Genomic DNA, 20,321 nt, shown 5'->3' with positions numbered 1-20,321 from the left:
AGGTATCAGCTCTTGATGGCGCCGGTGAGCACGCCCTTGGTGAAGTACTTCTGCAGGAAGGGGTAGACGACCAGGATCGGCACGGTGGCGATCACCAGGACGGCCATCTGCGTCGTCTGCGGGGCGGAGACCATACCGGCCTCGCTCAGGCCGGTGTCGGCGATCTGCGAGCCGCCGATGACGTACGTGCGCAGCACCTGCGACAGCGGCCAGTGGCCGGACTCCATGTAGATCGAGGCGTGGAACCAGGCGTTCCAGTAGCTCACGGCGTAGAACAGGGAGACCACGGCGAGCGCCGCCTTGGAGAGCGGGAGCACGATCCGCCACAGGATCTGCCAGTCACCGGCGCCGTCGAGCCTGGCCGCCTCGTACAACTCCTCGGGTATCCCCTGGAAGAAGCCGCGCAGCACGATCAGATTGAAGACGTTGATGAGCACGGGCGCGACGAGAGCGGCGTATGTATCCATCATCCCCATGCCCTTGACCAGCAGGAACGCGGGGATCATGCCGGGCGGGAAGAGGAACGTGAAGAGGATGAGCAGCAGCACGGGCTTACCCCAGAAGACGCCGGGGCGGGCCAGGGCGTACGCGAGGAACGTGGTGCACGCGAGCGAGAAGAGCGTGCCGAGGACGGTGAGGCCGACGCTGACGCCGAGCGCCTTGGTGACGATGCCGCCGTCGAGGATCGTCCGGTAGGCGCGCAGGGTCGGATCGCTCGGCCACAGCACCCAGCCGCCGTTGTCCACGACCTCGCGGTTGGAGGCGAGGGACGTCGAGACGATGACGAGGAACGGGATCAGCACGAGCGCGAGAACGACGGCCACCGCGACGGCCTTGGCGGCCTTGGTGGCGACCCGCGGCTTCTCCATCCAGGCGGGACGGGTGACGTGCTTGCTGCCGCCGATGACACTCACTTGTAGACCCCCTGCTCGCCGAGTCGGTGGGCGATCCGGTTGGCAGTGAAGACGAGCGCCGCGCCGACGACGCCCTTGAACAGACCCGCGGCCGCGGCGTATCCCGTGTCGCCGCCGACGATGCCCTGCCAGAAGACGAAGGTGTCCAGCACCTCACCGACCTCGGGACCCACGGACTGCCGCTGCAGCAGCATCTGCTCGAAGCCGACGGAGAGGATGTCGCCGAGCCGCATGATCAGCAGCAGGATGACGATGGGCCGGATGCTGGGCAGGGTGACGTGCCAGAAGCGGCGCCAGGGGCCGGCCCCGTCGATCGCCGAGGCCTCGTACAACTGCTCGTCGACCTGCATCAGCGCGGCGAGGAAGATGATCGTCCCCCACCCGGCGTCCTTCCAGATCACCTCGAAGACGACGAGCGGCTTGTACGCGTCCGGGTTGCCGATGATGTCGACGGTGTGCAGCCCCGAGTCACTCAGGAACGTGTTCAACACACCCGTGTCGCTCAGCACTTGCTGGAAGAGCGCCACGACGACGACCCACGACAGGAAGTGCGGCAGGTAGATCACGGACTGCGTGAAACGACGCAGCAGATCCGAGGTCAGGCTGTGCAGGAGCAGCGCGAGGGCGAGCGGTGCCGGGAAGAAGAAGACGAGCTGCAGCACGGCGATGAACAGGGTGTTCCACGTCGCGTGCCAGAAGTCCGGATCGCCGAACATCCGCGAGAAGTTCTCGGTCCCCACCCACGGGCTGGCCCACAGTCCGTCGAAGGGGACGTACTCCTTGAAGGCCACCGCGTTGGCGACGAAGGCGCCGTAGTGGAAGACCAGGAAGTACACGAGGCCCGGCACCATGAGCAGCACGAGGACACGCGTGCGCTGAAACCGTTTCCACAGCTCACCACGCCCCGGTTTGGCATTGGTTGACCCGTTATTACTTCTCCCGGGCGGCTTCACCGCCTCGGTTCCCGCCCGTTCCTTCGTCACCGTCGGCACGGCAACCCCTCCGTCGTCGGAATAAGGTGCCCGGAATCTAAAGCGGTTACTTCGCCCGGTCAACCCCCCTCACCCCGTGTTCTCTTGACCGCTCTCCCGGATTGGTCCTAGCCTCCAGGCGCTGGTTGGTAACCGGTTACTACGAGGGACGGTCACGCGTGGCAGATCAGGCAGAGCGGTCGGATCGGCGGGAGCGGAGCGGGGACGGGCCGCCGTTCGCGGCACTGGCCATGGGCGTCGAGGTCGCGGCCCGCGTCTTCGCCCCGGACCTCCGCGAACGGCTCGCCCGCAGCGTGGAATTGTCCCCGCGCCTGCTGTCCGGGCCGCTGACGACGCCCGAGGCGCGGGCGGTGCTCGCCGAGACGGACATCCTGGTCACGGGGTGGGAGTGCCCGCCCCTGACCCGCGAGATCCTCTCCTCCGCACCCCGCCTGCGCGCGGTCGTCCACGCGGCGGGCTCCGTCAAGCCGATGGTCACCGACGCGGTCTGGGACCGGGGCGTCGTCGTCTCCTCGGCGGCGGACGCGAACGCGGACCCCGTGGTGGCCTTCACCCTCGCGGCGATCACGTTCGCGGCGAAGGGCGCGCTGTCGGCGGCGGCCGGCTACGCCTCCGGGTGGCCGTCCTTCACCGACCGCACCGGCGCGGACGCGCGCACGATCGGCGTCGTCGGCGCGTCGCGGATCGGGCGGCGGGTGATCGCGGCGCTCCGGGCGTCGGACGCGGGCAGCCGGATCCTCCTCACGGACCCGTACGTGGCTCCCGCGGAGGCGGCGTCGCTCGGCGTCGAACTCGTGGAGCTCCCGGAGCTGTGCGGGCGCAGCAGCATCGTGACGATCCACGCGCCGCAACTCCCCGAGACGCGGGGTCTCTTGAGCGCCGACATGCTGAAACTCATCCCCGACGGCGGGGTCGTCATCAACACGGCCCGGGGGTCACTGGTCGATACGGAGGCGCTGGCGCGGGAGTGCGGGGCGGGGCGCCTGGACGCGTATCTCGACGTCACGGATCCGGAGCCGCTCCCTCCGGGGCACGCGCTCCTCCGCCTTCCCAACGTGTTGGTGACCCCGCACATCGCGGGCGCGCAGGGGAGTGAGGTGCGGAGGCTGGGGGAGTACGCGGTGGGGGAGGTCGAGCGGTACGTAACCGGCCGCCCTCTGCGCGGACGACTCCTCCGGTCGGACCTGGCCCGCCTGGCGTGACCTGGCCCCTGGGCCTCGACCGGATCCCGTCCCGCGCGGGCAGGATCCGCAAGCCCGCCCGTTGCCCCGCGACGTCCCGCTCCGTAGGAGCGCCGAGCCCACCGCTTCGCGGCGGATCACTCCCACCCGCCCGCCCGTTCACCCCGCGACGTCCCGTTCCGTAGGGGCATCAAGACCGCCGCTTCGCGGCGGATGTTCCCCACCCGCCCGCCCGTTTGCCCCGCGACGTCCAGCGGGAGTAGGGGCAGGGGCTGCGGTCCCACCGGGCCGCAGTCGCGAGCGCGCCGGAGGGGACGTGGGGGTATGTGCGCACGGAGCACCGAGCACACCCCCACGGCCGGGAATGTCGGGCGCGGCGCAGGGATAGCGAGTACGTACATACCCGCGCGGCCCCGCCCCCACAGACGAACCGAAGGCGCACCCACCCCCACCCGCGGCCCGGACCCAAGGCGCACCCGCCCCCCACCGGCCCGCACCCGCGCCCAAACTCACCCAGAGATCAACCCAAGGCGCCCCGCCCAAGGCGCCCCGCCAGTCACCGCCCCGCCAGTCACGCCCCCCGCGCCTTCAGCATCGAAGACATCAGCGCGATCTCCGACTCCTGCGACTCCACCATCCCCCCTGCCAGCCTCCGCTCCGCGGACACCTCGCAGCGGTCCACGCAGCCCTGCGCCATGTGCACCCCGCCCCGGTGGTGCCGGGTCATCAGTTGCAGGTAGAGGATCTCCGCCTTCTTGCCGCTGAGTTTGCCGAGCCGCTTCAGCTCCGCCCCCGTCGCCATCCCCGGCATCAGCGCGCCGTCCTTGCCCGGCGGCATGTCGCCCATGCCCATCCACTCCATCGGCGCCCCTTCCGGCACCTTCGGCAGCTCCCACAGGTCCAGCCACCCGAGCAGCATCCCGCGCTGGTTGGCCTGCGTCTGGGCGATGTCGTACGCGAGGCGCCGCACGTCCTCGTCCTCGGTCCGGTCCCGCACGATGTACGACATCTCCACGGCCTGCTGGTGGTGGACCGCCATGTCGCGGGCGAACCCCGCGTCGGCGGACGAGGTCGCGGGCGAGCCGCCCGAGTCGGAGTCCGTGGCGGCCACCGCCGCCGTGATCCCGCCCCCGGCGACGACCGCCGCAACGACCCCGCCGACGATCCAGTTCGTACGCCGCCTCACGCCGACCCCCACCTCACCGAACCCGCGCCACTCACCGCACTCACTGCCCGAGCCCGCTTGTGCACGCCGCCCCCGGCTCCGGCGTCTGCTTGCCCTGGACGTACGTGGAGAAGAACTCCTTGACCTTCGGGTCGTCCGCCCCCGTGACCGTCCGCTGGTGCGCCCACGCGGTCAGCATGACAGGGTCCTTCTGGTCCTTCACGGGGCTCATCAGCGAGTACGGCGTCGCCTTGACCTTCGCTTCCAGTTTCTTCAGGTCGGCCGGCTTCGCCTTGTCGTTGTACGTGACCCAGACGGCACCGTGCTCCAGGGAGTGCACGGCGTTCATCTCCGGGAGCTCCTTCTTGTAGACGTCGCCGTTGCAGTTCATCCAGACCTGATCGTGGTCCCCGCCGACGGGCGGCGTCATCGGATAGTCCACCGTCTTCGTGACGTGCGTACGGCCGAGCTTGCCCCAGACCTTCTCGCCGTCCGCCGAGACCTTGTACTTCGGCCAGTCCTTCGCGCTGCTCTTCGAATCGGAGCCGGAGTCGTCGGAGGCCTTGTCGACCAGGAAGTAGCCGCCTACGCCGAGCGCCGCGACGACGACCGCGCTGACCGTGATCGTCAGGGCCCGGCCCCGGCGGTCGCGTGCGCGCTCCGCCCGGCGCATCTCCTCTATCCGGGCCTTGCGGGAAGCGTTGCTCGTGTTCTTGGCGGAACCCATGGTGTGTCCTTCTGCGGAAAGGGACGGACGGGACGACGAACGAGTCCGCTGATCGTAATCGGAGGAAGGGCCGTACTACAGAGGGTCCTTCCGACTCCGTCCTTCAACCGGCGCGACGAAGTTCGACGGAGTTCGAAAGACTTTGACGGATTTCGACAGAGTTCGACGGAACAATTTGAGCCACCGCTGCGCATTCCCTACGCTCGACCGTATGCGGCTCATGCGCTCCACCGACCTGGCACTGCGCACCCTCATGCGCCTGGCCGTGGTGGACGGTGCGGACGACACCCCCACGACGCGTGAGGTCGCCGCCGACATGGCGGTGCCGTACACGCACGAGACGAAGGTCGTCGCCGAGCTCCAGAAGATGGGGCTCCTTGAGGCCCGCCGGGGCAGGGGCGGCGGGCTCGCGCTGACCGAGGCGGGGCGCCGGGCGTCCGTCGGCGCGGTGGTGCGGTCTTTCGAAGGCACCGGCGACGTCGTGGACTGCGAAAGCGGCATGCCGTGTCCGTTGAACTCGGCATGCCGCCTGCGTGACGCGCTGCGCAAGGCGCAGGAGGCGTTCTACGCCTCGCTGGACCCTCTGACGGTGGCGGACATGGTCGCGAGCCCGACGGGCCCGCTCCTCCTGGGCATCACGACCCGCACCGCCACCTGACACATCAGCGACGAATCAGCTCAGCTCCGGGCCAGCCACAGGTCGGGCCCGAACACCTCGTAGTGGATGTCGGCCGCGGCGACCCCGCGTTCGAGGAGCTGGGACCGCACCGCCCGCATGAACGGCAGCGGTCCGCACAGGTAAGCGCGCGTGCCGGCCGGGATCGCGGGCAGGGCCGCGAGATCGGCGTACCCCGTGAGCTCCGCGGGGTGACCCGTCTCCGGCCGCTCGTAGAAGAAGTACGCGCTGCCGTTCGGGAGTTTGGCGGTGTACGCCTCGTGGTCGGCCCGCAGCGCGTGCTCGGCGGGGGAGCGGTCGGCGTGTACGACGGTGACGGGCGCCCGGTGCCCCGACGCGGCCAGCTGCTCCAGCATGGCGATCATCGGCGTGACGCCGATCCCCGCGGAGGCGAGCAGCAGCGGAGCGTCTGCATCCGCATCCGCATCCGCATCCGCATGCGCGCCCGTCCCGCCGAGGACGAGGTCCCCGTACGGCGCCGAGACGCGCAGGACGTCCCCCTCCCGCACGCGCGCGTGCAGGTGATTCGAAACCTCCCCGTCAGGCGTGCCCACCTCTCCCCGCACCCGCTTCACACAAATCTGCCGCACCTCGGACCCACCGGAGCCGGACCCACCGCTACCCGCCCCGGTGAGGCTGTACTGCCGTATCTGCCGCGCCCCGTCCGCGAGTTGCACCTGCACGGACACGTACTGCCCCGGACGGAACCCCGGCGCCGCCGCCCCGTCGGCGGGCCGCAGCCGGAACGTGGCGACGTCCTCCGTCTCCTCGACGCGCCCGACGACCTCCCACTCGCGCCACGTGGCCTCGCCGGAGCCCGCCGTGACGCCCTGACCGGCGTAGAGGCGGGCCTCGATGGCGATGAGGGCGTTGGCCATGAGCCAGTAGACGTCGTCCCAGGCGGCGGCGACGTCGGGCGTGACCGCGTCGCCGAGCACCTCGACGATGGCGGCGAAGAGGTGGTGGTGCACCGTCGCGTACTGGTCGGGGGCCACGCCGAGCGAGGCGTGCTTGTGGGCGATGCGGTTCAGCATCACGTCGGGCCGCTCGTCGGGGTGCTCCACCAGGTGCGTCGCGAAGGCGGCGATGGAGCCTGCCAGGGCCTGCCGCTGAGTGCCCGCCGCCTGGTTGCCGCGGTTGAAGAGGTCCCTGAGCAGCTCGGGGTGGGCGGTGAAGAGCCGGTCGTAGAAGCGCTCGGTGATCTCACCGATCGCCGCTCCGACGACGGGAAGCGTGGCGCGGACGGTCGCGGCTGACTGTTCTGACAGCAACGTGGGCTCCTCAGTGCCTGGTGACGATGAGCATGACTCGGTAAGGGAGGGTTGCGCCCCCCTTGTCCGTTTCGATCCTCAAATTAGCATCTCAGATGCAAGTTATGGCGACGGGGGTCGGGTCGAGAGGCCGACTGGCGCCGGACACGCCCCCGGGGCCCCGCCGCCGTTACGGCCGGCCGGTGCAGCAGGCACTATGGGCACAGAGCGGCAAGAGAAACGGCTCGCACACCGCGGCACGGGGCCCGCAACGCGCACGAAACCAAGGAATGGGATGCTCGTGTGCCCGGTGTGTCCCTGGGCGCGAATGCAGGTGGCCTGACCAGCAAGGATGGGTGGAAGCGGAAGATGAACAAGCAGCAGGAATTCGTGCTCCGTACGTTGGAGGAGCGCGACATCCGGTTCGTGCGCCTGTGGTTCACGGACGTCCTCGGCTTCCTCAAGTCGGTGGCCGTGGCCCCGGCCGAACTGGAGCAGGCCTTCGACGAGGGCATCGGCTTCGACGGCTCGGCCATCGAGGGCTTCGCCCGGGTGTACGAGTCGGACATGATCGCCAAGCCGGACCCGTCCACCTTCCAGGTGCTGCCCTGGCGCGCGGAGGCCCCCGGCACGGCCCGCATGTTCTGCGACATCCTGATGCCGGACGGCTCCCCGTCCTTCGCGGACCCGCGCTACGTGCTCAAGCGCGCCCTCGCCAAGACCTCCGACCTGGGCTTCACCTTCTACACCCACCCCGAGATCGAGTTCTTCCTGCTGAAGGACAAGCCGCTGGACGGCTCGCGGCCCACCCCCGCCGACAACTCCGGCTACTTCGACCACACCCCGCAGAACGTGGGCATGGACTTCCGCCGCCAGGCCATCACGATGCTCGAATCCATGGGCATCTCGGTGGAGTTCAGCCACCACGAGGGCGCCCCCGGCCAGCAGGAGATCGACCTCCGCTACGCCGACGCGCTCTCCACGGCCGACAACATCATGACGTTCCGCCTGGTCATGAAGCAGGTCGCCCTGGAACAGGGGGTGCAGGCCACGTTCATGCCGAAACCGTTCTCCGAGCACCCCGGTTCCGGCATGCACACCCACCTCTCCCTCTTCGAGGGGGACCGCAACGCGTTCTACGAGTCCGGCGCCGAGTACCAGCTCTCCAAGGTCGGCCGCTCCTTCATCGCGGGCCTGCTGCGGCACGCCGCGGAGATCTCCGCGGTCACCAACCAGTGGGTGAACTCGTACAAGCGCATCTGGGGCGGCTCCGAGCGCACCGCGGGCGCGGGCGGCGAGGCCCCCTCGTACATCTGCTGGGGCCACAACAACCGCTCCGCGCTGATCCGCGTCCCGATGTACAAGCCCGGCAAGACGGGCTCCGCGCGCGTCGAGGTCCGCTCGATCGACTCCGGCGCCAACCCCTACCTCACCTACGCGGTACTGCTCGCCGCCGGCCTCAAGGGCATCGAGGAGGGCTACGAGCTCCCGCCGGGCGCCGACGACGACGTATGGGCGCTGCGCGACGCCGAACGCCGCGCACTGGGCATCGAGCCGCTCCCGCAGAACCTGGGCGAGGCGATCGCCCTCATGGAGAAGTCCGAACTGGTCGCCGAGACCCTCGGCGAGCACGTCTACGACTTCTTCCTGCGCAACAAGAAGCAGGAGTGGGAGGAGTACCGCTCCGAGGTCACGGCCTTCGAACTCCGCAAGAACCTGCCGGTGCTGTAGGCGCAGGTCAGAGCGCTTCTCGCTAACTTCCCCGAGAGGGCCCACGGTCGCCGACCGTGGGCCCTCTCGGCTGTCTGCCTGCGGCTCGACCGTCTAGCCGCTTCGAGCTACCAAACCGGACCTGAGCCCAGTGACTCTGAGCGCTGATCCTGGGAAGCTCGGTTCATCCAGGGGGATTTGGGGGCCCTGTCAGCGGGGGCGTTGGCCTGACTGCTCTAGATGGCGACGGTTTGTTGCCCGCCGTGCCCCGTGCTTCCCCGCCCAACCTGGCACGGATGTGGCACGGGCCCCTATCAAGGATCATGCGGTTGCGGCTGCACCTTGTTCTCTTGGTCCTTGTATGCACGCGACTCCACGATGCCAGCTGAAATTCCTTGAACGAGTACCGTGTTTGAGTCCTGGAGGGCTCGCACTCCATGCAAAAACAACACTGCGGAAAGCGTGATCCCAATTAGGGCCCAAGGTGACCAGATGGCCGACAGGGATCCCCATAGGGGCACCGAAAATATCCCGACATTTATTCGGAACTCCGCCTCTGAGGAAAGTCGGTCGTGCTCCAGGTATACGTCTAAGTGGTCTGCGATTAGCCGCATGCGAATTTCAGGCAGCTCGCGTTCCATATTGATCATAAGTTCTTTAGGGAACCCACCACCGTCTTCTCGAATGCGATCCGCCAACTCGTGCATGATGTGGTAAGTCCGGGGCGTTATGGGTACCAAATTGCGGTCCAGGCGGCTCCAGTTTCCGCCCAGCCGTAGGCGAAGGGCTGCCAGACTCGCGACGAACCTAGCCGTTGCTGCAGCCGGTAGCTTCAGAATGTCACCCAGCAGATATAACATGAAGGCGACAGCAGATGTCATGATTGGCCGCCCCGTAAGTTCCGTCAGTGAGTATACTCGCTCCATTAGTCCGTTCGCCTCTTCTTGTGTAGGGATGGCATCCCCAAATAGCATCCATAATTGAAATGCACACAGGACGCCTATTGCGAATGGAGTTCTGACATGACGGAACCCTGGTAGTAGACTCGTAAGCATTACCCGATGATGCACCCTTACGGCGTCTCGCCTCAGGCGAACGGCGTGCGCCATCGTGACATCGATCTTGAAAAGAACCGTCGTGGCGCAAGTCACCGTGGGTCCGTACCCCACACCTCTGCGCAGGTTGAGGGCCCCTGACCAGGAAAGTCGGTCGGGGGCCTTCGCTATGCCGACTGCCCGCGTGTGCCCGCTGTTCTCTGTGGTTTCCCGGTCTATCGGGCACGCGAGAGGCCCGGCTCAGCCCGAAGCCTGCAACTCTGTACTCGCTTCTTCCTGTACCCGTCTTCGCCGTGCAGCCGTAGAACATCTTGCGCCTGAAGGCGGTGCACGACTGCTTGAGCTCCACTCACGGGTGACGTCGGCATCCGGCAAATCGAAGCTCTTGTGCATGTCAGGGAACTTGTAGATGCCGATCTCGATGGCTGCCTCGCGGCTGCTGAGGAGCCCCTTACTTCTGCGGGCTCCAGCTCGAACGAGTACCGCTGAACAGCGGCGGAACCGTACACCCTGCAACGCCAGTGAGTAGATTGGCAAGGGCGTTGGTGTAGTAGCTCGGGCTGCTCTTGTGCTCCGACTCACCATCAGTGATCTGGCGTGTTGCCCAACCTGATCCGACCACACTTCAACTGAACTGGAGATCACTCGACATCTGGTCCCTCCCCTGCTCGTCGGAGGGGACCGTACATACCTCCCCGACCCACCACTCACGTCAGCTCCCATTCCGTCCGTCGTCGACCCGCACGCCGTGGAGCGGGTGTGGCCCAGGGCGTCAAGTTGGAGCGCGCCACTGTACGAGCGACCTTGACGCACTGGGCCGCGTCTGCTCGGCTTTGCCTGGGTTGGTGCTGGGCGGGATGGGAGCTCGCCACGCACGCCCGCTCGCCCAGCACCCGATAGCGGCGCCCCCGCTGTCCCGAGTCGTATCGCCCCCTGCCGGAGGCCTCTCAGTGACCGTGGCTGCGTTCGAGGGTGATCACCACTCATCTATTCGTGGGCGCGCTTCGGCGTAGCGCCCGAAGCGCGAGCCGAAGGCACGAGCGTGCTGGGCGGCGGAGCCGAAAGCGCGCCTGGCGAGCGGAGCGCAGACGGCCTTTGAACCAGTGGACAAAGTTGCAACTCAGGCGCCGCGTGAGATGCGCCAGAGAGGTGCTTCGTACTGGAATGGGCGGCGGGTGATCAGCAACTTTCGGAGATCCTGGCGGTGTTTGCCGTCGAAGCCCAGGGCTTCGGTGATTCTGCGGAAGGTCGTGTGCGTGATGCCGCGTCGGCGGGCGGCTGCCTCGAACTCGTCGAGGCGGTGGAGTGTGCGGGTGGGGTCGATCTCGTGGGGCAATTGGGTTGCGAGCCGTTTCGCCTTGGTGCGCTCGTAATCGATTTCCGAGTAGCCGCAGATCTCTCGGCTGCGCTGCTCCGCCTCAGCGAGGGTTTTCGTGGTGAGGAGAGCGCGGGCCAGCGTATTGCGGTGCAACGCCTGGTTCAGGGCCGCTTCGTGGAGGGTGGCGCTGTGTTCGGTGAGTGGAACCGGGAGGCCGGCGCCTCTGACTTCGCACAGTCCGCGAACTCCTCGGGCTGCGGCGGCCAGCATGCCTGTTGCCTCGGAAGGATGCCATTCCAGTACCGGGCTGATCGGTTCGATGTGTTTGCTCGTGAACGTCAGGAGTGGCGGTCCCATGCGGTCGGCCAAGTCTTCGGCCGGGATCTCGCCGTCCAGACCCGGGCCGGCAATCAAGAGCCGGACTCGGGAGCCGAGTTGGGAGCATGCTGCGAGCGTGAGTGCGTCTGCGAGGGGGCTGCGGAGCGTGGGCTCGTCTCCCCTGGCGAGGATGTCGCCGCCGACGTCCAAGAGGTCGATGGACTCGGGGTTCAAGTGGTGCACTAGTGCGTCCAGTTGGTGCGCGATGCCCTCGGCGCCGTGCTGGGGGTCGAGCAGGGCGAAGGTGTGGGGGAGTTCGTTCGCCAGCCGGGGGAGCGTGGAGCCGGCCGGTGCGATCGGTCTCGCGGTCGGCGGGACCGTCCGCACGCTTGGCGTAAGAGGGGCCAGCCCGGTGAAATCGTCCGGCCCTCGGGGGCCCGGCACCGGGTCGACGAGCAGCCGGTCCCACGCGTACGTGAGGATCACCGCTGGACTTCCGCTGCCCCCATAGAGGGCTGCGTCGACCACTGTGGCGGCGACGGCGTCGCCCCCTCCTCCGGCTGCCACGATCAGGCGTGTCATCCGCGTCAGCGTAGGCGTTCGCGTAGTGGCCACTCACCCTATAGTGGCAACTGGCCATAGCCACTTAGCAAGGGGAGATCCGATGCCGCAGATCGCAGAGGCCCAGCCCAAGTACCTCCAGATCGCGCACCACATCCGCGATCAGATCCTGCGGGGCGACCTGCGGCCCGGTGACGAGGTTCCGTCCGAGCGGCAACTCGCCGCCGCCTGGACGGTATCCCGGCCCACGGCTGCTCGATCGCTGGAGGTGCTGAGCCATCAGGGGCTGGTCGAGAAGCGGCAGGGGTCGGGTACCTACGTCCGCGGTCTCGCCGTCAATCGCCGGGCTCGGGAGCTCTACGGGCGCGCGAGGCAGACCGGCAAGATTTACACGCCAGGTGAATACGCGGTGATCACCTCGGCCGGTTGGCTGGAGGCCCCGGAGTATGTCGTCGAGGCGCTGAGCCTGGCGCCTGGGTCCCGGGTCGTTCATCGTCGCCGCGTGACCAAGGACGCGTCCGGGCCGATCGCGATCTCCAGCTCATGGTTCAGCGGCGATGTAGGTGAAGGCGCGCCCAAGCTCCTCGATCCTGAACGCATTCAGGAGGGCACCCTCATGTACGTCGAGAACATGACGGGCCGCCGGGGGAGTTACGCGCAGGATCGGATGTGCGCTCGATTGGCGACCGAGGGCGAGGTCTCGGACCTCGAACTCGCGGCTGACTCCGCTGTCTTGGTTTGCCGACACGTTGTCTATGACGTGCAGGATCGCCCCCTGGAGTTCGCCGAGGCCACGTACCCGCCAGGCCGTTGGGCGTTCGAGCAGGGTTACCCGATCGGTTAGAGAATCCCGTCCCTCGGCGCCAACCGCTTGTGGCCTCAAGTGGCCAATGCCACTATCCAGTAAGTGGCTAAGGCCACTTCACAAAGGAGTGGTGCTCATGACGGATGTGTGTGGTCGTCCGGAGGAGGCTTGCCCGCTCGGGGGCATGACCCTGTATCCCGTGCCCGAGTCCGTGGCTCGGGCACGGCGATGGTTTCGCAAGTTCACAGCCTCGTACGACCTGACGTGTTCGATCGACGACTGCCTCCTGATGCTCTCGGAGTTGGTGACGAACGCCGTCCTCTATGGCGAGGCCGAGGAGTCCTGGAGAGTGCGCGTCGAATGGTGGCGTGCGGGAGAAGCCCTAGGTGTCGACGTACACAACCCGGGGTTCCCGGCTGACGTCAGGCGACGTGACCCCGACGCGGATGACGCGCATGGGAGAGGTCTGCTCCTGGTCGATGCGCTGTCCGACTCGTGGTGCGCCGGCCCCAGCCGTTTCGGTGGCACTGTCGTCTCCTTCAGGGTCGATGCGGCCTGGAAGCCGAGTTAGAGGAGTCCCGCTCCCCGCGAGGGGCCCGCGCTCACCGGCGCATGATCAGGACGAGCACGGTCACCAGGCTCGCGCCGACGACCAGTGCCGACCCCAGCTCCGCGTTGTGCAGGGCCGCGTACGTCCCGAGTGCTCCCACCAGGAGCAGGACCAGGGCTCGCAAGCTCATTTCCTCGTGCACCGAGAACCTCCGTGTCGATCGCTTCGTTCCGATGACTTCATCAGGAACGGGAGAGTTCATGGGGCTACCTGAACGGCAGCTTCGGAGTTGCGACGATCCTGGGTGAAACGCCTGCTCAGAAGAGGGATTCACTTTAGAGTGGTGAAGCTTTGAACTCTGAAGTGGAGTGCTCTGAAGCGGGGCGCTCCGGAGGGGCGTGGGTGCGGGAGTGCAGGGGATGAAGCGGGGGCAGCTGCCAGACCCGGCCGCGGTGTCGTCCGTGGCGGGACTCGCGGCCGCGGCCAAGGCGCTCGTCGCGGCGCTCGGGCTGAAGCAGAATCAGGTGGCTCAGCGCAGCGAGCTGTCCGAGGGCACGATCTCGGGGCTGTTCAAGGGGCGGTCCTGCCCGCGCGAGGACACCTTCGAGCGGTTCATCACCGAGGGGTGCGGCCAACCGTGGAAGCCGTGGCACGAGGCGTGGGTCCGGGCGTATTCGGAGCGTCGGCGGCCGTCGTCCAACGATCTCGCCGCCGAGGTGGAGGCGCTGCGCGCACGGGTCGAGGAGCTGGAAACGGTCGTCGACGGCCTGAGTACCGTGGCGCGCGCGCAGGCACGGACGCCGGTGCAGGCGGACGGGGTGAACGACTGGGCCCGGCAGTCGCGCCGCCAGCAAGGAGCACAGTTCCTGGCGACGGTCGGACCTGCCGACTTCCCCGTCGTCTCGGGGCTCACCGCCAGGGTGGTGCACGTCCCCGAGGTGGACGAGTTCCTGGGGAAGGTCAAGGAGCTGGCCCTCCAGGACATGGCGGAGCTGTCCGTCTTCGTGCTGACCCACGCCGGATCCTTCACGCCCGTCCTCGCGGATGAGCACTGGGACACCGGTTACGACGAGGCGACCGTCGACGCGTACGTGAGGCGCCTCAGACACGAGGTCGTACGCCACCTCGGAGTCGCCACGCCTGCGGCGGAAGCGCCCCCGCAACGTGCCTGGCTCGCGAAGGACCCGTGGGCGGAGCGCCCTGCGGGCGGGTCGCTCCCGGCCCTGGAGAGCTCCAGCGGGTGGGTCAGCGACGAACCGCCCTTCTAGGGGACACGCCCTTCTGAGGGGCGCGCCCGCGGCCCCTCCCTGACCCTCCCCACCCCGCCCCGCCCGGCGGCCGTCAGTCCTGCGCCGTGATCGCCTCCCGCAGCGGCGTCGTCGCCCGCACCCGGTACTCCTGGATCGCCCAGCCGTTGCCGTCCGGGTCCTTGAAGTACATGAACGTGCCGCCGTCCTGCGGCGCGTGCTGCACCGGCTCCGAGACGTCGAGCCCGCGCGCCACCAGCTCCGCGTGTGCGGCCTTGGCGTCGGCGACGCACAGCTGGAGGCCCTGGTAGGAGCCGGGGGGCGGGGTCGGTCCGTCCATCGTGTCCCACAGCGTGTCGGCAAGCGCGATGGAACAGCCCGACCCCGGCGGGGTCAGCTGGACGATGCGCATGCCCGGCATGACCTCCGTGTCGATGTCGACGTGGAAGCCGAGCTTGTCGCTGTAGAACTGCTTCGCCCGGTCGATGTCACTGACCGGGAGCGGGATCACTTCGAGTGTGTATTCCATGGCCCGCAGTACACCAGGGAGTTGAGTTCCTGTCAGCGGCCTCGTGCAGGGTGTCGCGGGGCGGCCGGGCGCCGGTTCGCCGGGGAGGCCTTAGGCTCGGGCCGAGGAGTGATCGAACGGAGGCTCGCATGACGGTGCCGCAAGGGCGACGGAGCAGTACGTTTACGCGGCTGCTGCGGCACGGCTTCACCGACCCGTCCGCCGCGGAGCGGCTCCTCGACGACCCCGCGCTGAGCGCCCTGCGCGACGACCCGCTGCTCCTGGACGCGCTCGGCGCCACCGCCGACCCCGACCTGGCCCTCCTCGGCCTGGTCCGGCTCGTGGAGGCGCAGGGGGACGACCTCGGGCGGCGCGAGCTGCTCGACACCCTCGTGACCGCCAAGCCCCTGCGCGATCGCCTCCTCGGCGTGCTCGGCGCCTCCGAGGCCCTCGCCGACCACCTGGCCAGGCACCCCCTGGACTGGCGTGTCCTCGTCACCTACGAGTCGGTAGACCTGCACCCCGGCGTGGCGGAGTTCGAACGGGGCCTCGCCGACGCCGCCGACCCGGAGTCGCTGCGCGTCGCCTACCGCCGCTGCCTGCTCTCCATCGCGGCCCGCGACGTGTGCGGTACGACCGACGTCGCCGAGGCGGCGGCCGAACTCGCGGACCTCGCGACGGCGACGCTGCGGGCGGCCCTCGCCCAGGCCCGCGCGGCCGCGCCCGGCGACGCCGCGCAGTGCAGGCTCGCGGTGATCGCGATGGGCAAGTGCGGCGGCCACGAACTGAACTACGTGTCCGACGTCGACGTCATCTTCGTCGGCGAGGCCACCGAGGGCACCGACGAGGACAAGGCGATGCGGGCCGCGACCCGCCTCGCCTCGCACATGATGCGGATCTGCTCCGACACGAACGTCGAGGGCACCATCTGGCCGGTCGACGCGAACCTCCGCCCCGAGGGCAGGAACGGCCCCCTCGTGCGCACGCTCTCCAGTCATGTCGCGTACTACCAGCGCTGGGCGAAGACCTGGGAGTTCCAGGCGCTGCTCAAGGCCCGCCCCGTCGCGGGCGACCTCGCGCTCGGCGAGGAGTACGTCGACGCGCTCGCACCGCTCGTCTGGCAGGCCGCCGAACGCGAGAACTTCGTGCCCGACGTGCAGAAGATGCGGCGCAGGGTCGTCGAGAACATTCCCGCAGGCGAGGTCGACCGGGAGCTGAAGCTCGGCCCCGGCGGACTGCGCGACGTCGAGTTCGCCGTGCAGATGCTCCAGTTGGTGCACGGCCGCAGCGACCGGTCGATCCGCAGCGGCTCGACGCTCGTCGCCCTGCAGGCACTCGGCGCGGGCGGCTACGTGGGACGCGTGGACGCCGCCCAGCTCGACGACGCGTACCGCTTCCTGCGCTCCCTCGAACACCGCATCCAGCTCTACAGACTGCGCCGCACCCACCTCGTGCCGGAGGGTGAGCCGGACCTGCGGCGCATCGGCCGCTCCCTCGGCATGCGCACCGAGCCGATCACCGAGCTGAGCCGCGCCTGGAAACGGCACACCTCCGTGGTGCGCCGCCTCCACGAGAAGCTCTTCTACCGCCCGCTGCTCGACGCCGTCGCCCAACTCGCCCCCGGCGAGGCGCGGCTGAGCACATCGGCGGCCCGCGAACGCCTCGTCGCGCTCGGCTACGCGGACCCCAGCGCGGCGCTCAGGCACCTGGAGGCGCTGGCGTCCGGCGTGAGCCGCAAGGCGGCGATCCAGCGCACCCTGCTGCCGGTCCTCCTCGGCTGGTTCGCGGATTCCGCCGACCCCGACGCGGGTCTCCTCGGCTTCCGCAAGGTGTCCGACGCGCTCGGCAAGACCCCCTGGTACCTGCGGCTGCTGCGGGACGAGGGCGCGGCGGCGGAGAACCTCGCCCGCGTCCTCTCCGCCGGCCGCCTCGCCCCCGACCTGCTGCTGCGCGCCCCCGAGGCCGTCGCCCTCCTCGGCGACCAGGGCGGCCTCGAACCCCGCGGCCGCGCCCACCTGGACCAGGAGGTCCTGGCGGCGGTGCGCCGCGCGGACGGCGCCGAGCAGGCCGTGACGGTGGCGCGCGGCGTGCGGCGCCGCGAGATGTTCCGCACCGCCGCCGGTGACCTCATCGGCTCGTACGGCACGGAGGAGAGCCCCGCCGAGGCCGACCCCGGCACGCTCGTGGACCGGGTGGGCGACGCCGTGTCGGACCTGACGGCCGCCACCATCGCGGGCACGCTGCGCGCCGTCGTCCGCGCGGGCTGGGGCGACACGCTGCCCACCCGCTTCGCCGTCATCGGCATGGGCCGCTTCGGCGGCCACGAGCTGAGCTACGGCTCGGACGCGGACGTCCTGTTCGTGCACGAGCCGCGCGAGGGCGCCGACGAACAGGAAGCGGCGAAGGCGGCCGCGAAGGTCGTCGCCGAGATGCGCCGACTCCTGCAACTCCCCTCCGCCGACCCGCCGTTGCTCATCGACGCTGATCTGCGCCCGGAGGGCAGGAGCGGCCCGCTGGTGCGCACCCTGGGCTCGTACGAGGCGTACTACCGCCGCTGGTCCCTGGTCTGGGAGTCCCAGGCGCTGCTGCGGGCCGAACCCGTCGCGGGCGACGACGAGCTCGGGCGCGCCTTCATCGACCTCGTCGATCCACTGCGCTACCCGGCGGAGGGCCTCGGCGAGGACGCGGTGCGCGAGATCCGCCGTCTCAAGGCCCGGATGGAGGCGGAGCGCATGCCGCGCGGCGCCGACCCGACCCTCAACGCGAAGCTGGGCCGCGGCGGCCTCTCCGACGTCGAGTGGACCGTCCAGCTCCTCCAGCTGGAGCACGGCTGGGCCGAACCGGGACTGCGCACGACCCGTACCCGCGAGGCCCTGGCCGCGGCCTGTGCGGCGGAGCTGATCCCGACGCAGGACGCGGCGACCCTCGACGAGGCGTGGGTCCTGGCGGCCCGCGTCCGCAACGCGGTCATGCTGGTGCGCGGCAGGGCGGGCGACACGTTCCCCTCCGACGGCCGCGAACTGGCGGCGGTCGCCCGTTACTTGGGTTACGACACGGGCCACGTCGGTGACATGCTGGACGACTACCGGCGCATCACGCGCAGGGCGCGGGCGGTCGTGGAGGAGCGGTTCTACGGGGGGTGAAGTGCGGCCCCGAGGTACGCGGGCGCCGTCCCCGCTGCCCCATCAGACGCGGAACACTGCCCCCGCGCACCTGGCCCGGCGGGCACCCCATGGCGTATTCAGGAAGAGTTCGAGTCCGTCTGCCTGGAGGCCCCATGCGTGCCCGTGAAACCGCCCGACCCGCCGAGGGGGAGCGCGCCGGCCGCGTACCGGCCCGTGGCGCCGCGTCGCCGTCGCGCGCGGAGGGCAGCATGACCGCGCAGGAGATCCACGCCCTGCAGCGCAGCGCGGGCAACGCGGCCGTCGTCCGTGCGGTGCAGCGGTCCTCCGTGCACGACGTGCTCCGCGGCGGCGGGCGCCCCCTCGACGCGGGCACGCGTACGGACATGGAGGCCCGCCTCGGCGCGGACTTCTCGGACGTCCGCGTGCACGACGACAGCGCCGCGAAGGCCTCGGCGGCGGAGGTCGGCGCCCGCGCCTACACCTCCGGCAGCCACGTCGTCATCGGCGACGGGGGAGCGGACCGGCACACGCTCGCGCACGAGCTGACGCACGTCATCCAGCAGCGCAACGGACCCGTCGCGGGTACCGACAACGGCTCGGGCCTCAAGGTCTCCGACCCGTCCGACCGGTTCGAGCGCGAGGCCGAGGCCAACGCCCACCGGGTCCTCTCGGGCCCGGCGCCCGAGGCCCACACCGAGGCTGCCGGGCACGGGCACGAGCACGCCGACCACGCCGAGACCGCCGTACAGCGCGTCCCCGGCACCCAGACCCAGACCGCTCCCCGCGTGGACTGGGACCGGCTCCTGAACATCATCGTCGGCCAGGACCGTACGCTCGCCGGCTTCCAGTTCGGGCCCGAGTGCCGGAACAACGGCGGCAACAACCTCATCTCCCGGCCCGTGGAGGTGACCGTCGCCGCGGGCGGCACCACCGCCCGGCTCGCCGTCCACCTCAACGTGATGCTGACCAGCGGCGGCGAGGTCCAGAACCGCAAGACCGGTGCGTCCACGGCGGCGATCAGGGGCTCCCTCTTCCACCTGACGGCGCGCCCGCTGGCCGGCCAGAACCTGATCCATGAAGCGGGCGCGTCCAGCCTCACGGCCATGGAGTCGATCCACGTGGGCCGGAACAACGCCGGAGGCTGGAACAACCGTCCCGAGAACACACAGATCCTCGCCGACGCCGTCGACGTACCGCGTGAGACGCTCCTGGCGGCCCTGGATTCCAGGTACCCGCACGGCGGCATCGAGGACCTGATCGAGCGCTTCAAGAAGGACGTCGGCCGCGCCGTCATCCACGGCCTCGCCCCGGAGGTCGTCACCGTCAACTGGGACGGGGACGACTCGTTCAAGTAGGGAGGCGGTCCCGCGCGGGCACGTCGCGCGGCAGCGCGTACGGCATCGAGCCGTACCAGAGCCGCGCGACCGCGAAGCCGAAGGCCAGGCAGATCATGCCGCCGACCGCGTCGAGCCAGAAGTGGTTGGCGGTGGCCACGATGACGACGAGGGTCGTGACGGGGTAGAGCAGGCCGAGCACCTTGGCCCACGGCACCGACGCGAGGGCGAAGATCGTGAGGCCGCACCACAGCGACCAGCCGATGTGCATCGACGGCATCGCCGCGTACTGGTTCGACATGTTCTTGAGGTCGCCGGAGGCCATCGAGCCCCACGTCTGGTGGACGATCACCGTGTCGATGAAACTGGTGCCGTTCATCAGGCGCGGCGGGGCCAGCGGGTAGAAGTAGTAGCCGACCAGGGCGACCGCTGTCGTGGCGAAGAGGACGAGGCGCGTGGCCGCGTACCGCCCCGGATGCCTGCGGAAGAGCCAGACGAGGACACCGAGCGTGACCACGAAATGCAGGGTCGCGTAGTAGTAGTTCATGCCGACGATGAGCCAGGTCACCGAGTCGACGGCGTGGTTGACGCTCCGCTCGACCGCTATGCCCAGATCGTGCTCGACGCGCCAGATCCAGTCCGCGTTGCGCAGCGCCTTGGACTTCTGTTCCGGCACCGCGTTGCGGATCAGTGAGTACGTCCAGTAACTGACGCCGATGAGGAGGATCTCGAACCAGAGGCGGGGGCGGCGGGGCGTGCGGAGGCGGCGGAAACGACGCAGCGCGGTCCGCCCATTGCGGTCGTTCTTCTCGTCCGCGATGGGTGATGCGCCGGCCCTTTCCTGGCCTTCGAGTGTCGTCACGGTGGTCTCACCCATAGGGACAG

General features: G+C 69.2%; 17 protein-coding genes. 8 read left to right on the top strand and 9 right to left on the bottom strand.

Annotated elements, in window-relative coordinates; all coding sequences use genetic code 11:
- Positions 1 to 5 precede the first annotated feature (5 nt).
- Both NOO62_RS11965 and NOO62_RS11960 read right to left on the bottom strand, forming a co-directional pair.
- Positions 6 to 869: a carbohydrate ABC transporter permease gene (locus NOO62_RS11965; RefSeq protein ID WP_268775580.1), complete on the bottom strand. Its 864-nt coding sequence runs from the start codon at positions 867 to 869 to the stop codon at positions 6 to 8.
- 41 nt (positions 870 to 910) lie between these two features.
- Positions 911 to 1,765 carry an ABC transporter permease gene (locus NOO62_RS11960; protein WP_268775579.1) on the bottom strand — a complete coding sequence of 285 codons (855 nt, stop codon included), beginning with the start codon at positions 1,763 to 1,765 and terminating at the stop codon, positions 911 to 913.
- 371 nt (positions 1,766 to 2,136) lie between these two features.
- Here NOO62_RS11960 and NOO62_RS11955 point away from each other — a divergent pair, with 371 nt between their 5' ends.
- The gene (locus tag NOO62_RS11955; RefSeq protein ID WP_268775578.1) at positions 2,137 to 3,108 is read left to right on the top strand and encodes a hydroxyacid dehydrogenase; all 972 of its coding nucleotides are present in this window, start codon (positions 2,137 to 2,139) and stop codon (positions 3,106 to 3,108) included.
- A 550-nt stretch (positions 3,109 to 3,658) separates the two neighbouring features.
- Here NOO62_RS11955 and NOO62_RS11950 read toward each other — a convergent pair.
- The gene (locus NOO62_RS11950; protein WP_268770869.1) at positions 3,659 to 4,273 is read right to left on the bottom strand and encodes a DUF305 domain-containing protein; all 615 of its coding nucleotides are present in this window, start codon (positions 4,271 to 4,273) and stop codon (positions 3,659 to 3,661) included.
- A gap of 40 nt (positions 4,274 to 4,313) precedes the next feature.
- Positions 4,314 to 4,979 (bottom strand): DUF3105 domain-containing protein, encoded by a 666-nt coding sequence (locus NOO62_RS11945; protein WP_268770868.1) that lies wholly within the window; start codon positions 4,977 to 4,979, stop codon positions 4,314 to 4,316.
- A gap of 211 nt (positions 4,980 to 5,190) precedes the next feature.
- Between NOO62_RS11945 and NOO62_RS11940 the strand changes: the two genes are divergently transcribed.
- A complete protein-coding gene (locus NOO62_RS11940) occupies positions 5,191 to 5,637 on the top strand; it encodes an RrF2 family transcriptional regulator (RefSeq protein WP_268770867.1) in 447 nt (148 codons plus the stop codon).
- A gap of 20 nt (positions 5,638 to 5,657) precedes the next feature.
- On the opposite strand, the gene NOO62_RS11935 is transcribed toward NOO62_RS11940, so the two are convergent.
- Entirely contained in the window at positions 5,658 to 6,926 is a 1,269-nt protein-coding gene (locus tag NOO62_RS11935; protein WP_268770866.1) for a globin domain-containing protein, read from the bottom strand.
- 348 nt (positions 6,927 to 7,274) lie between these two features.
- Between NOO62_RS11935 and NOO62_RS11930 the strand changes: the two genes are divergently transcribed.
- Positions 7,275 to 8,636, top strand: a complete 1,362-nt coding sequence (locus NOO62_RS11930) for a glutamine synthetase family protein (protein WP_055564891.1) — start codon at positions 7,275 to 7,277, stop codon at positions 8,634 to 8,636.
- A gap of 2,154 nt (positions 8,637 to 10,790) precedes the next feature.
- On the opposite strand, the gene NOO62_RS11925 is transcribed toward NOO62_RS11930, so the two are convergent.
- Positions 10,791 to 11,888 carry a DUF1152 domain-containing protein gene (locus tag NOO62_RS11925; protein WP_268770865.1) on the bottom strand — a complete coding sequence of 366 codons (1,098 nt, stop codon included), beginning with the start codon at positions 11,886 to 11,888 and terminating at the stop codon, positions 10,791 to 10,793.
- A gap of 82 nt (positions 11,889 to 11,970) precedes the next feature.
- Here NOO62_RS11925 and NOO62_RS11920 point away from each other — a divergent pair, with 82 nt between their 5' ends.
- Together NOO62_RS11920 and NOO62_RS11915 are read left to right on the top strand one after the other, a co-directional pair.
- The gene (locus NOO62_RS11920) at positions 11,971 to 12,711 is read left to right on the top strand and encodes a GntR family transcriptional regulator (RefSeq protein WP_268770864.1); all 741 of its coding nucleotides are present in this window, start codon (positions 11,971 to 11,973) and stop codon (positions 12,709 to 12,711) included.
- A gap of 97 nt (positions 12,712 to 12,808) precedes the next feature.
- The gene (locus NOO62_RS11915) at positions 12,809 to 13,243 is read left to right on the top strand and encodes an ATP-binding protein (protein WP_268770863.1); all 435 of its coding nucleotides are present in this window, start codon (positions 12,809 to 12,811) and stop codon (positions 13,241 to 13,243) included.
- 31 nt (positions 13,244 to 13,274) lie between these two features.
- Here the strand turns inward: NOO62_RS11915 and NOO62_RS11910 are convergent, their stop codons facing one another.
- Positions 13,275 to 13,412 (bottom strand): hypothetical protein, encoded by a 138-nt coding sequence (locus tag NOO62_RS11910; protein ID WP_268770862.1) that lies wholly within the window; start codon positions 13,410 to 13,412, stop codon positions 13,275 to 13,277.
- A gap of 229 nt (positions 13,413 to 13,641) precedes the next feature.
- Here NOO62_RS11910 and NOO62_RS11905 point away from each other — a divergent pair, with 229 nt between their 5' ends.
- On the top strand, positions 13,642 to 14,490 hold the full coding sequence (locus NOO62_RS11905; RefSeq protein WP_268770861.1) for a helix-turn-helix domain-containing protein: 849 nt from the start codon (positions 13,642 to 13,644) through the stop codon (positions 14,488 to 14,490).
- Between the two features lie 73 nt (positions 14,491 to 14,563).
- Here the strand turns inward: NOO62_RS11905 and NOO62_RS11900 are convergent, their stop codons facing one another.
- Positions 14,564 to 14,998 carry a VOC family protein gene (locus tag NOO62_RS11900; RefSeq protein ID WP_268770860.1) on the bottom strand — a complete coding sequence of 145 codons (435 nt, stop codon included), beginning with the start codon at positions 14,996 to 14,998 and terminating at the stop codon, positions 14,564 to 14,566.
- 128 nt (positions 14,999 to 15,126) lie between these two features.
- On the opposite strand from NOO62_RS11900, the gene NOO62_RS11895 reads away from it, so the two are divergent.
- Together NOO62_RS11895 and NOO62_RS11890 are read left to right on the top strand one after the other, a co-directional pair.
- Entirely contained in the window at positions 15,127 to 18,120 is a 2,994-nt protein-coding gene (locus NOO62_RS11895) for a bifunctional [glutamine synthetase] adenylyltransferase/[glutamine synthetase]-adenylyl-L-tyrosine phosphorylase (RefSeq protein ID WP_268770859.1), read from the top strand.
- Between the two features lie 134 nt (positions 18,121 to 18,254).
- Positions 18,255 to 19,457, top strand: coding sequence for a DUF4157 domain-containing protein (locus NOO62_RS11890; protein ID WP_268770858.1), 1,203 nt, complete (start codon positions 18,255 to 18,257; stop codon positions 19,455 to 19,457).
- On the opposite strand, the gene NOO62_RS11885 is transcribed toward NOO62_RS11890, so the two are convergent.
- Positions 19,450 to 20,313, bottom strand: a complete 864-nt coding sequence (locus NOO62_RS11885) for a phosphatase PAP2 family protein (RefSeq protein ID WP_268770857.1) — start codon at positions 20,311 to 20,313, stop codon at positions 19,450 to 19,452. The two genes, NOO62_RS11890 and NOO62_RS11885, sit on opposite strands and share 8 nt — an antisense overlap.
- Between the last annotated feature and the right edge of the window lie 8 nt (positions 20,314 to 20,321).

It is taken from the genome of Streptomyces sp. Je 1-369, assembly GCF_026810505.1.
Lineage (GTDB): Bacteria > Actinomycetota > Actinomycetes > Streptomycetales > Streptomycetaceae > Streptomyces.
The sequence above is the reverse complement of the archived record's forward strand: the minus strand, read 5'-3'. Positions and strand labels throughout refer to the sequence as shown.